At 50.9% G+C, this 12,007-nt stretch carries 13 protein-coding genes; 8 read left to right on the top strand and 5 right to left on the bottom strand.

Going from position 1 to position 12,007, the window contains the following annotated elements; translation table 11 throughout:
• Positions 1-499: 499 nt before the first annotated feature.
• Positions 500-1,411, top strand: a complete 912-nt coding sequence (locus tag POG22_RS06590; protein ID WP_498904312.1) for a DUF1822 family protein — start codon at positions 500-502, stop codon at positions 1,409-1,411.
• 44 nt (positions 1,412-1,455) lie between these two features.
• Here POG22_RS06590 and POG22_RS06595 read toward each other — a convergent pair whose 3' ends face one another.
• The 4 genes from POG22_RS06595 to cdf31 all read right to left on the bottom strand — a co-directional run bounded on the left by POG22_RS06595 (position 1,456) and on the right by cdf31 (position 4,366).
• The gene (locus POG22_RS06595) at positions 1,456-2,463 is read right to left on the bottom strand and encodes a pentapeptide repeat-containing protein (protein WP_063718929.1); all 1,008 of its coding nucleotides are present in this window, start codon (positions 2,461-2,463) and stop codon (positions 1,456-1,458) included.
• A 72-nt stretch (positions 2,464-2,535) separates the two neighbouring features.
• Complete coding sequence (locus tag POG22_RS06600; protein ID WP_017660541.1) at positions 2,536-2,979, bottom strand: hypothetical protein; 444 nt, start codon at positions 2,977-2,979, stop codon at positions 2,536-2,538.
• A 122-nt stretch (positions 2,980-3,101) separates the two neighbouring features.
• The gene (locus POG22_RS06605) at positions 3,102-3,416 is read right to left on the bottom strand and encodes an Mpo1-like protein (RefSeq protein WP_498904344.1); all 315 of its coding nucleotides are present in this window, start codon (positions 3,414-3,416) and stop codon (positions 3,102-3,104) included.
• 44 nt (positions 3,417-3,460) lie between these two features.
• On the bottom strand, positions 3,461-4,366 hold the full coding sequence (gene cdf31, locus POG22_RS06610; RefSeq protein WP_063718927.1) for a CDF family zinc efflux transporter Cdf31: 906 nt from the start codon (positions 4,364-4,366) through the stop codon (positions 3,461-3,463).
• Positions 4,367-4,510: 144 nt separating this feature from the next.
• On the opposite strand from cdf31, the gene hpsJ-B reads away from it, so the two are divergent.
• The 6 genes from hpsJ-B to POG22_RS06640 all read left to right on the top strand — a co-directional run bounded on the left by hpsJ-B (position 4,511) and on the right by POG22_RS06640 (position 10,637).
• Positions 4,511-5,341 carry a hormogonium polysaccharide biosynthesis protein HpsJ gene (gene hpsJ-B, locus POG22_RS06615; RefSeq protein ID WP_017660538.1) on the top strand — a complete coding sequence of 277 codons (831 nt, stop codon included), beginning with the start codon at positions 4,511-4,513 and terminating at the stop codon, positions 5,339-5,341.
• 170 nt (positions 5,342-5,511) lie between these two features.
• Complete coding sequence (locus POG22_RS06620; RefSeq protein ID WP_498904314.1) at positions 5,512-6,444, top strand: glycosyltransferase family 2 protein; 933 nt, start codon at positions 5,512-5,514, stop codon at positions 6,442-6,444.
• Positions 6,445-6,755: 311 nt separating this feature from the next.
• Complete coding sequence (locus tag POG22_RS06625; RefSeq protein WP_063718925.1) at positions 6,756-7,541, top strand: DUF502 domain-containing protein; 786 nt, start codon at positions 6,756-6,758, stop codon at positions 7,539-7,541.
• Positions 7,542-7,585: 44 nt separating this feature from the next.
• Positions 7,586-8,227 (top strand): transcription antitermination factor NusB, encoded by a 642-nt coding sequence (gene nusB, locus POG22_RS06630; protein ID WP_017660535.1) that lies wholly within the window; start codon positions 7,586-7,588, stop codon positions 8,225-8,227.
• Between the two features lie 72 nt (positions 8,228-8,299).
• Entirely contained in the window at positions 8,300-10,135 is a 1,836-nt protein-coding gene (gene ftsY / locus POG22_RS06635) for a signal recognition particle-docking protein FtsY (protein ID WP_498904315.1), read from the top strand.
• 157 nt (positions 10,136-10,292) lie between these two features.
• Positions 10,293-10,637: a Shedu anti-phage system protein SduA domain-containing protein gene (locus POG22_RS06640; protein WP_498904346.1), complete on the top strand. Its 345-nt coding sequence runs from the start codon at positions 10,293-10,295 to the stop codon at positions 10,635-10,637.
• A gap of 340 nt (positions 10,638-10,977) precedes the next feature.
• Here the strand turns inward: POG22_RS06640 and POG22_RS06645 are convergent, their stop codons facing one another.
• Positions 10,978-11,148: a hypothetical protein gene (locus POG22_RS06645; protein ID WP_498904347.1), complete on the bottom strand. Its 171-nt coding sequence runs from the start codon at positions 11,146-11,148 to the stop codon at positions 10,978-10,980.
• Between the two features lie 212 nt (positions 11,149-11,360).
• Between POG22_RS06645 and POG22_RS06650 the strand changes: the two genes are divergently transcribed.
• Positions 11,361-12,005 (top strand): TdeIII family type II restriction endonuclease, encoded by a 645-nt coding sequence (locus tag POG22_RS06650; protein WP_498904316.1) that lies wholly within the window; start codon positions 11,361-11,363, stop codon positions 12,003-12,005.
• The last annotated feature ends 2 nt before the right edge of the window (positions 12,006-12,007 follow it).

Raw genomic sequence — 12,007 nt, forward strand, 5'->3', positions numbered from 1 at the left:
ACTTTTGCAAAAACATCAGTTTGGGGTGGCAAAATTCCCGATTAGCACTTCTGGTATAAGATCCCCGGCATCTTGGAGATGCCGGGGATCTGGAAATTGAGTGCGCCCAATTCGATGAATTTACATTTTTGAGATGCACCCAATCGATCGAAGGTTTTTGTCGAGGAAATATTTATTGATAAAAAATAAATACATTTTCATGTTTTCTCATAAAATAAATCTTGAATTCAACGAAGCGTGAGTAATTTTAATTGTTAAAACGATCGATTTAAACATAGTAAAATTCGACTTTCAATCTGATTAAAAATACAAAACTCAATATGAAAACACGATAAAACCACTATCGATCGCTCGGTTTTCATATCGCGATCGAGCGGTTTTGAATATTAATTTTTATTACAAAAGTCTCCAAAAGCCGTAAAAGTTGCAGCGTTTGTGGCGAGAGAACCAAGAGGGACGTATCTTCGTGGCGTCCTCCGATCTTTTCTGGAGTGGAGCTATGGTCGATATTGCAATGGGTCGTACGTCAGCCGTTCCGGTGACCGAACCCATGAAGCAGGTAGCCGAACGAGTGGCGAGGGCGCGGCGTCACTGGGGAGCCTCAAGCCAAGACGAACGGCACATCTACTTCAACGTTCTCGCCGTGTTGGTCATGGAGTCCTACTGTCGCGCTCAGCAGGTCGAAACCGATCTCAACGCCAGCGAAATTTGGCAGTTTGGCTCGAAAACTCGTCCGGCGGATTTACCCATCGTGGGATGGGGTCGCGTCGAATGTTGCGCGGTTAGAGACGACACCGTCGATCTCTCAGGTCGGAGGGCGCTCGATCGCGTCGGTTACGCCGCCGTTTGGTTCTCTGAAGCCGGAGACATCGCCCGACCCGCTGGCTTTTTAGATACCGTTTCGACGACCACCGTTCTCCTGAACCGATGGCATCCCATCGAAGCCTTTCTCGCTCGCCTTCCTCAACCCTTACCCTCTGAAGCGATCGCGCTGCTCCCTTGGAGGAACCAACTGTTTCAGTCCGGTTGGCAAACCATCGATAGCTTACCCGATCCGCCTTGGGAACTGACTTATAAATTTCGATCGCACCTCTGCCACTCCGCCATCGAAGCCGTTAAAGTTCTCCATTTTGAAAATCACGAGGAATCCGTGGTGATGCTAGTGGGATTCGACACCGCTCGCGATCGCGACATCGACATTTGGACGCGCATTTATCCCCAACAGGACGATCGCCGACTTCCCTACCACCTATCTCTACAACTACTCGATCGCGATCGCATCTGCATCATGAAAGCCCAAGCCCGCAGTACCCGAAGCGTACAACTCGAATTCAGCGGCGAGCCGGGAGAAGTCTTCGGCCTCAAAGTCGAATTAAACGACTGTAGCGTCACCGAAACCTTCACCCTTTGAACGCCCTCTCAACCTTAGCTCCGTTCCCGATTCCCCAGGCGTCTCTACGTCCGACTTCCCCCCATTCCTTCACAATCGGACAACACGCGTACGATATCGAACAGTGCGGCGCGTTTTCCGTTCGTCGTCGCCGACCCCAACACCGATCCCTCGAGCTGACAGACGCGATCGTATTCCTGACGAAACAACCGTTCGACCTCTAGCACGTCCGATTTCGCCGACACCGACAGGCGCAATACAAGTTTTCCGGCCTCCGTTTGCTCGATCGCCGACAGTTGCAATTCGTCCTCGGGACGAGTAGTCTGCAACGTCTCGAGGGTTTCTCGCAACGCCGTCCACGACATCGACGCCGACACCGACAGGCCGAACACCTGGGGTTTCGGTGCGAACAACGCAGCCAACGCCCCCGGTTCTAGCATCTGACCGGGATTGCGAGGATAGCGTCGGCGAAACAGATGCTGGTTGACGTCGTACTCGAAAAATACGAACTCGCAAACCGCCCGTTCGAGGCGAGTGTCACCGTCAGTTTGCCAGTCTTGCAGACAGGCGCCCGTCAAAATCGCCTCGTCGAACACCGTTGCGATGGCGCGAACCGATTTGAGAAAGGTTTTCGAGAGATTCGATCCCGTAAAGTTCGTTTGCGTTAAATTGGCTTCGCTCAAACTGGCTTCCGTCAAATCCGCATCTCGCACCGACGCTTTCGTTAAATCCGCCCGTCCGAGCATGGCACGATAGAGAGAGACGCCGTAGAGCGAGGCTCGGTAAAAGTTCGCACGAAACAAATAGGCGCGATCGAGCTTCGCCCTGTCGAGGTTCGCCTCGAATAAGTCTGCTTCGTACAAATCGGCTTCTCGTAAATCGGCTTCCCGCAAATCCGCCAGACTCAGGGACGTTTCGCTCAAACAGGCGCGGCGTAAGTTCGCCCCGGCGAGTTTCAATCCTCGTAAATCGGCATCGTGCAAGTTGGGAACGATGCGATCGTTCTCTTCCCGCCAGCGATTCCAAACCTCTACGCCTCGTTTGAGAGTCCAGAGGTGTTCTGCGTTCGCCATAGGATGCCGACTCCCTCACATCTTTTTAATTTTAATATAGTAAGCCAAGCGCCCTCAGACAGCCGTGTTCTTTTAACCTGAATTCGCGACGATTCCGGCAACGAGTGCGATAACGAGCATGACGACAAAGACGACGAGCATAATGACCAGGAGCCAATATTGGAGGGCGTAGAGCTTACGCAACTCTCCTAAAGCCCCCATCAAGTTTTCGATATCGTGACCTTGGGTTTTAACGATTTGTTGGAATGCATTGGCGGCTTGGCGCGTCCAATTGCCCACGACGAGATAGAACACCGCGACAACAATACTTTGAACTAAAGCGGCGATCGCGGCGGCAGCGTTCCCTTGGGCTAACGCTGAGATTAAATTGAGAACGCTACTGACGAGGGCTAAAATTCCGATGACGATCAAGAACATGGCCACAAAGCCCATTTTGTTCGAGAGATCGCCTATCAGCTCGTTTTGACTGTTATCGAATTCGTATTGAGGTTGGGGGTCGATCGGGTTCGATTCCATCTCGGGTCGGTCTCCTTGAAAGCGATCGCACCCAACTTATATCAGATCGCTTTGGCTGGCGATCGAAACTTGAGAAAACGCAACAAAACCCTATCGATCTAATCGTTTTAAGAAATTTTTCCTCAAAACGGTACGTCTCCTTTCAACATATCGCGATACATCAAAATTCCGCCTTTGAAGCTGTAAAGCGGATAGCCGAAGGTAGCTGGAACGTTTTTACCAAAGTAAGCGTGTCCCAACCAGGCGCAGGGATAGCCGAATCCCGGCGCGATCGCCAACGCCCACCAGGTTTGCGTAACGATGGCGTATCCCACCGCCGCGATCGCCACCCCCAACCCGAGAACGTGCAAGCGACGACAGGTTGGGTTTTCGTGGGCTTGTAAATAATAGGGGTAAAAGTCTTCAAATCGTTGAAACCGTGAAGTTTGGCTTTTCATCATCTCGTCGGTCGATGGGATCGCAAACGAGCAAAAGACGCACCTCAATGGATCGTCCCTTCACCGTAACTAATTTGTTCGGATTTGTAATCGGGGGGTTCGATGTGAATCATGACGCGGACGGGGCTAAACCGCTTTTCTAACTGTTCTTCGACGGCTTCGGTAATATCGTGAGCCGTTTCGACATCTTTGGCCTCGACGACTAAGTGCATTTCCACGAACACTTGTCGTCCGATGAGTCCCCGCGAGGCGATATCGTGACAGTTGAGGACGCCGGGAACTTCCATCACCGCTTTGTGAATGGCTTCCGGGGCGATCGCTGTTTCGTCTACCAACCACGGTAAATTTTCCCGCAACACCTCCCAACCGCTGCGAAAGACCAACGCCGCTACGGGAATCGCCAACACCAAATCGATCCAAGGATAGCCGACCCACACGCCGATCAGCCCGGCGATCACGGTGATGGTAATCCAAATATCGCTCATCGTATGGTGGGCGTCGGCGATGAGAATTTTACTACCCAGCTTCACCCCGACGCGCCGCTCGTAAAAAGCCACGAGAATATTAACCCCCAACACCACTAACATCAGCCACAACACCCAAGAGGCCATCGCCACCTCTCGACCGCCGAAAAACAGGCGATCGACGACGCCTTTCAAAATTTCCAAACAGGCGACGCCGAGAAACGCTGCGATCCCGATCGCCCCGACGGCCTCGAATTTCTGGTGTCCGTAAGGATGGTCGCGATCGGGTTGCGGGGACGACAGGCGACTCGTCACCAACCCCAATACGTTACTAGCGCTATCGGTAACGCTGTGTAAGGCATCGGCAATTACGCTCAACGATCCCGTCCACAGCCCCAACGTCGCTTTGAGGGCTAAAACGAACAGGTTCAGTAACAGTGTTAGGACGAGAACGCGACGGACTTGGGGGCGATAGTCTGTAACCACTTTAAACTGGGAAAATTTGGCGCGATGGGGGCGTCGGAAGCGAGCGCGGAGCAGTCGTTTTCGCCGGTCGCCCGTTGAATTGACTCAAACGCAACGCGATCGGCTAACTTGGAAAGGGAAAATCGATCGATCTACCAACAGCTTATGAAAGCGACAACCACCCGTCAACCATCGTCTTTAGCAGCTCGCAGCCTAAAAATCGTTGGACTTCTCCTGATCGTGTCGTCTCTGCTCGATTACCTGATCCTTCCGGCTCCGTATCAGCCTCTGACCTTACAGTGGCGCCTTCAAGTGGCTTCCACGTTCGTCGATCGCGGTATTATTCCTATGATCGGCTTGGCGCTCCTGTTTGCGGGATACTGGATGGGGACGGCCGGGGCAGCAACGGCGATGCCCCGTAAAAAATGGCAAGATTTGCGGTTTTGGGGACTCATTCTCTCGAGTTTGCTGGGACTGTTGTTTTTGTTGCTGACGGGAATTCATTTTAACGACGTGCGGATGCAGAGCAACCAACGGCTCGAAGACATCTCTCAACAAGCTCGTCAAGCGGAAACCCAACTCAACACACAACTGAGTAGTGAAGAGTTCCAAACGCAGCTCGAACAACAGCGAACCCAACTCGAACAGCAGTTAGAGACGCTGTTGGAAAACGAAGCGCAGCGAGAGCAGATCTTAGCCAGCGAACAGACTCCCGATGCTCTGCGCCAACTCCTCGAAGAGTCTCAAGAGAACCCCGAGGCGATTCGGTCGTTCCTCGACCAGCAAGCGTCGCAACTACCCGAACAGCTTAAAGGCCGGATTCGCCAACGCGAAGAGGAACTCGAGCAAGAAACGCGCTTGGCTGCTTGGAAATCTGCCTTTCGCATTGGAATTAGTAGCTTGTTACTGGCTATCGGTTACATTGTCATTGGCTGGACGGGTCTAAAAGGCATGATGAGACCTCGTCGTGGCGGCCGCCAAGTCCCGTCGAATTAGAGTCGCGCCGATCTCTCTCGGGAAACTCTCGAGCCGAACGACTCGATCCCTACGGTGGCTGCATCTACCGCTCGACTCGGTTCGTTCGCACGACGTGGATCGATCGCGATCGCGTCGTTCGGACGCCGCAGGGTGCGATACCTTTTTTTTATTCGATCGCTCGTCAGCCTATGTTTTCGATTTACATTCTTACTTACAACGAAGAAATTGATATCGCCGACTGTATCGAGTCGGCATTATTGTCCGACGATGTCGTTGTCGTCGATTCCTTGAGCAGCGATCGAACGGTGGATATCGCTCGTCGCTATCCGGTACGCGTCGAACAGCATCGGTTTGAAAGTCACGGCAAACAACGCACTTGGATGCTGCGATCGATCCCGACGAAGTACGAGTGGGTTTACATCCTCGAGGCGGACGAACGTATGACTCCGGAACTGTTTGAGGAATGTTGTCAGACGATACGAGATCGCGAGACTCGCTCTGAAGACGACGATGTTGTGGGGTATTACGTGGCCGAACGGGTGATTTTTATGGATCGCTGGATTCGCCGCAGTACGCAATATCCTCGCTATCAATTGCGGTTGTTCTGCAAGGAGAAGGTGTGGTTCGACGATTACGGACACACCGAACGGGAAGTCTGCGACGGAAAAACGGGATTTCTCAAAGAGACGTATCCTCATTACACTTCGGGTAAAGGGTTGAGTCGCTGGATCGAGAAACACAATCGATATTCGACGGACGAGGCGATCGAAACCTTGCGCCAACTGCACTACGGCAACGTGCGTTGGCACGAGCTATTTTTCGGGCGATCGGAAGTCGAGCGGCGGCGGGCTTTGAAAGATTTATCGCTACGCCTTCCGTTTCGACCTCTGGTGCGATTTGTTTATATGTATTTTGTCTTGGGGGGACTTTTCGACGGACATGCGGGCTTTGCCTGGTGTACTTTGCAGGCGTTTTATGAATACTTGATTTTGTTAAAAGTCGACGAACTCAAGCGTAAAGGACAGATTCCTCCACCGCCAAAATCGTTGTCGTCTTCTGAAGAAGAGGACGGTTCCGTAACGCTACAAACCCCCTCGGAAGGTTCCTCTTCTCAAGCTTAACGATCGCGATCGAGGGGCGAGAAACCTGTTGTTTCTCAGGCGATCGCACTCGAGGCGATCGCCTTTCTTCGGGAACGCCAAGTCTCAAAAACTGGAAAACTCACCTCGCCTCATCGGTTTTCCAGCATTTTTACCTCTAAGATGTTACATTTGATACACACAGCCGTTTACGAACGTATCGGGGATCGTTGCCCCGTCTTCGTCTATCCGACGAGCTTGCAACAATTCTTTACAAGCGTTAACAATTAATATAAGACAACGGGTAACCCCCCCTATCGTTTTGGATATCCCGAACGACGAGATCGGCTTATATGAATGGCGATACGAGTGAGAGATCTGTGCTCCAACGCTTAAAGCAAGACCTAAAAAACGATTTAATCGCAGGCTTGTTAGTCATCATCCCGTTAGCGACGACGATTTGGCTAACACTCGTCATCGCCAACTGGACGATCGGCTTTCTGACAAGCATTCCCAAACAGCTAAACCCCTTCGACGGGCTGCACCCGATTCTAGTCAACCTGCTCAACTTACTTGTGGGGTTTGCCGTTCCCCTGTTCGGAATCCTGCTGATCGGCTTGATGGCCCGCAACATCGTCGGACGATGGCTGCTGGACTTCGGAGAAAACATCGTTCAGGCAATTCCGTTGGCGGGATCGGTGTACAAAACTCTCAAACAGCTCCTACAAACGCTGTTGCAAGATTCGAGTACCAAGTTCCGCCGCGTCGTCCTCATCGAGTATCCCCGCAAAGGACTGTGGGCGTTAGCTTTCGTGACGGGAGCCATTAGCGGCGAAATTCAAACCCACATGAACGAATCGATGTTGAGCGTCTTCGTGCCGACGACCCCTAACCCGACAACGGGATGGTACGCTATTATTCCCGAACGGGACGCGATCGATGTCAAGCTCTCGATCGAGGATGCGTTTAAAATCCTGATATCGGGGGGAATCGTCTGTCCGACCCCTCCCGATGGGGCAGCCGTCGAACCGCAACGGCCGACACTCGAACAGCTTCTCTCGCGGAAGAAGAACAAACCCGTTCCCGTTGAAGAAGCGGTTGCCATCGAAGATGTCGTTCCCATTGAAGAAGACGCGTAACCCCACCGCCGCCTCGCTGTCGTTTTCTACTCTACACCCGGTCTATGCAAGCCCGCAGTATCGCCCGCGAACTGGCACTTTTGAGTTTGAGCCAGTTGCCGAAAAATCCTGAGAAACTCACCGAACAACAGCTAGGCGATATTGTCGTGGCTGCGGTTCGGGCGATGACGCTGGAGGCTCACGAAGCCCTCGAAACCGCCGCCGCCGAACTCAAGCGGGGAAGCGATCGCCTCTTTGAAAGCGAAACGCGCACCACCGATCTTAAAAGTGCTAAGGCGATGGTGTCCGACGCGATGGAACTGACGCGACAGGCCATCGAACGCTTGGGAATGGCGGTCGAATTACCGGAGTTCGTACAGCTCGCCGGTCAAGCCAACGTCCGCGAGTTCGCCCTCGAGCTGTTGATGCAGGCGACGCAGAACCGCTCGGAAATCGACGCGTTGCTCGATCGCGCGATCGTCGATTGGCAACTCGAGCGTTTACCTCGCATCGAACAAGACGTTCTTCGTCTGGCGGTGGCCGAACTGCAATATCTCGGAATTCCCGAACAGGTGGCGATCGATGAAGCGGTCGAACTCACCAAACGCTATAGCAGCGACAACTCTTTCCGTTTCGTCAACGGCGTCTTGCGTCGCGTTGTCGATTTATTAAACTCTGAAGCTGAAGCGACCTCTTCTTCTAACTAAGCGCTGTCTCAGCGTTGTACGATAAGTAACGTGGACTTCGGCATTCTCTGACGACTTTCTGGCAAACGAGCTATGGTGTTTAATTGGTTCCGCCGTCAATTCGATCGCGACGATCGACAAGAAGACGAATCGACTCAACCTCCAGTGGAGGACACTCAAGAAACGGTGGAGGAAACGGGAGAAGAGGCAGAAGAGGCTGAGGAAACAGCGGCTGAAGCTGACCCGGCTCAGAATTATTTGGCTTGGGCAAAAGCGGCTTATCAAAATATTCAAAAACAGCAGCCGACTCAACTGGAAGTTTCTGAAGAAGTTTCCGAAGAACCTGCCGAAGCCGTAACGGAAGAAGTTTCCGAAGAACCTGCCGAAGCCGTAACGGAAGAAGTTTCTGAAGAACCTGCCGAAGCTGTAACGGAAGAAGTTTCCGAAGAACCTGCCGAAGCTGTAACGGAAGAAGTTTCTGAAGAACCTGCCGAAGCCGTAACGGAAGAAGTTTCTGAAGAACCTGCCGAAGCCGTTTCTGAAGTGGAAGCCGTAACGGAAGAAGTTTCTGAAGAAATTTCGGAAATTCAAGAAACAACTGAAACTATTTCGGAAGAAGCGAAAGAAACTGAAGTCGAACCCGTTTTTCAAGAAGTTTCTGAAGAAGTTTCTGAAGTTGAGGAAACACAACCAGAACCCGTTTCTGAAGAAGTTTCTGAAGTCGAGGAAACACAACCAGAACCTGTTTCTGAAGAAGTTTCTGAAGTCGAGGAAACACAACCAGAACCCGTTTCCGAAACGAACGTTCCGGCGTGGGCGAAAGCCGCAGAAGAACGAAAAGAACGACTCGATCGCCTGAAAGCCGAAGCGATCGAAACCCCAGTCGAAGAAGAACCCACCCCCGAACCGACTCCCGCGATCGCCTTCGATGAAGACTTTGTTTGGTCGGCTGAAGTGCTGGCCGCTCAAGGCCGCCGTCCCGACGAGGTTTCGATCGAAGAAATTACCTGGTTGCAAAAACTCCGTCAGGGATTAGGAAAAACCCGCCTCGGACTCATCAACCAGCTTAAAGCGATCGTCGGTCAAGGTCCGCTGAACAAAGACGCCGTTTTTGAAATCGAGGCGTTGCTGTTACAAGCTGACGTGGGAGTCGAAGCTACCGACAAGATTATCGAAACCTTACAAGCTAAACTGCGCGAAGAAAGTCTTCCTCCTGAAGAAGCGATCGCCTATCTCAAACAGATTCTTCGCGACATTCTCGATCGCCCCTTCGAGAACGGCTACGATCGCGAGTTCACCCCCGAAAAAGACCATTTCAACATCTGGTTGATGACGGGGGTAAACGGAGCCGGAAAAACCACCACCATTGGAAAACTGGCGCATTTGGCGAAAAAATCTGATTATAGCTGCATAATCGCCGCCGCCGATACTTTCCGAGCTGCTGCGGTAGAACAGGTCAAAATTTGGGGTCAACGCAGCGAAACGGAAGTCATCGCCAACCCCGGAAAGAACACCGATCCCGCCGCTGTCGTCTTCGACGGAATTACCGCCGCCAAGTCTCGCGATGTCGAATTACTGCTCGTCGATACCGCCGGACGTTTGCAAAACAAAAAGAATCTGATGGACGAACTCAGCAAGATTCGCCGCATCATCGACAAAAAAGCCTCCGATGCGAAAGTCGAATCGCTGTTAGTTCTCGATGCAACCTTGGGTCAAAACGGCTTGCGTCAAGCGCAAGTTTTTGCAGAGGCGGCGAAATTGAGCGGCGTAGTTCTCACCAAGCTCGACGGAACGGCGAAAGGTGGTGTGGCTCTGGCGGTGGTCGAACAACTGGGGCTTCCCATCCGTTTTGTCGGAGCCGGTGAGGGAATTGAGGATTTACGTCCTTTCTCCAGTTATGAGTTTGTTGAAGCTCTTTTGAACGGGTGATGTCGGTGCGATCGCCATAAAGTCAGATACACTGATTTTATGGCAGGAGTTAACTCGCCAAGTCATTGAGTTATAACTGAAAGCAGATTTAGTGGTGGGAGATTCAGAACCAGGATGGTACGCTTTTATAGAATTTGAAAGTGCCAGTTAAACCAGTATTTTTCAAACAAAGGGAAATAAAACAACTCCTAACGGGTCAAGTCGTTTCGAGCATGGTTTTAGCCAAGTTGTCGATTGGTTTTGGAAGTTATCGTCTCTGGAATATACACGAGAGTTTGTCTCTCGTTTTGGTCGCGAGTTTACGGGGTACGAAGGAATACTAATCGTGGGTCGATTAGAAGGACTCGCGCAAAGAGAACGCGATCGACTGCGATGGCGACGCGATCGCCTTATGGTCAATTCTAAACATATTCACTGTGTAACGTTCGACGAACTCTATCGTCATTTAGATACGAGACTGAGTAGTTACGAAGCAGCATTCCTAGCGGATGAAGAAGAATGAGTTCGTTGGAAACACTTCCCGAAAACGCTCGCTTCTTAAAATTTCCTTCACCCCTGTTTGCAAGCTGTAAAAGCGGAGTTTATCGGCCCTAATCGATAAACTCCGCCCGCACGCTCTCCCAAGAGAGAGGAGAACCTTGTCTGTTTAGAGGAGAACACTGGAATTCAGTATACGCTTGTTGAAAATATATGTCAACACTGTTGCAAGTATTTTTCAAAAAAATCTAGAGAGCTGAGTGGAAACGACCGAGAGCAAGGGTTTGAGACGCTTTCAGCCAGGAGCGATCGCACCTCCAACCCCTCGATCGCCTCTGTATCCACTGAGAATAACTCTCAAAAGCTTAGACCGATGACTTCACCACCGGAATTACTTCCGTATACTCGAAGTCGTTGGGACTGCGGCGGACGAGGGGATATCGCGTTCCGTGAAGTGCGATCGCGTCCTCCTCACAATCCGGTTTCGGAGAGTTATACAGCAAAACGTACTCGCAACCGATGGGTCTCTGCTTCATTGCGATCGCGTCATAGATATGTTAAAAAAATCGAACGCTCGAGAACTCTATCTGTAATGGAAAAAAACACTAAAAAGATCGTTAAAGAATCTCTCAAAAAATCGATTCGTAAGTATTTCAAAAACCGCAAACCTCGTAACTTTCATGTTTTAAACTACCTCTTCCCAACCGAACGTCGCATTCGTTCTTTGATTGGTTGACTTGAAACCAGTATGGGGACAACGGTTTGGGAACCCATTGCGAGAATTTTAGCTGCGAGTAATGGTTTTAGCGTTTGCGATCCCAAGCAATTATTAAAACCCAATCCCTATCCTCAAGCCATACAGCATAAAGTATCCGATCTCGAAGAACAGCGTAAATCGAGTTCTGGAATTTCCTTAGTCGCCTGTCGCGAGGAAATCAGACAAGTGGCTTTACAGATCGATCGAAGCCAAATCCAAAACTTTGTCAAACCTTCTGCTGGAAGGGGAGTCGATCTATATTTTACCAAAGGCGATCGAGAATATGCGTTCGATTTGAAAACCAATCAACCTAATCGAGGAGATGGTGCAAAATTTAACCGACAGTTACTCGATTGGTATGCGTATCGATTTTGTCAAAATCCCGAAAGCCAATTTGAGGCGAGAATTGCTTTTCCGTTTAACCCCTACGAGAAAGATTGGTGGGAACAACAAGGAAAGCGGGTTTCTCCTTTAACGCCAGCAGAAGCCTGGGTAGAAGATAAGTTCTGGGATTTTTGTTCGGGAGAAGAAGGAACGTGGCAGCAAATTGAAAATATTTTTATAGAACTCGGACAAGAAGAAAATTTCAGTCGAGAGTTTCGAGATATTTTCTATTCACAAGACGATCCGAATTAGTT

Origin of the sequence: Geitlerinema sp. CS-897 (genome assembly GCF_028368005.1) — a bacterium.
GTDB lineage: Bacteria > Cyanobacteriota > Cyanobacteriia > Cyanobacteriales > Geitlerinemataceae > Baaleninema > Baaleninema simplex.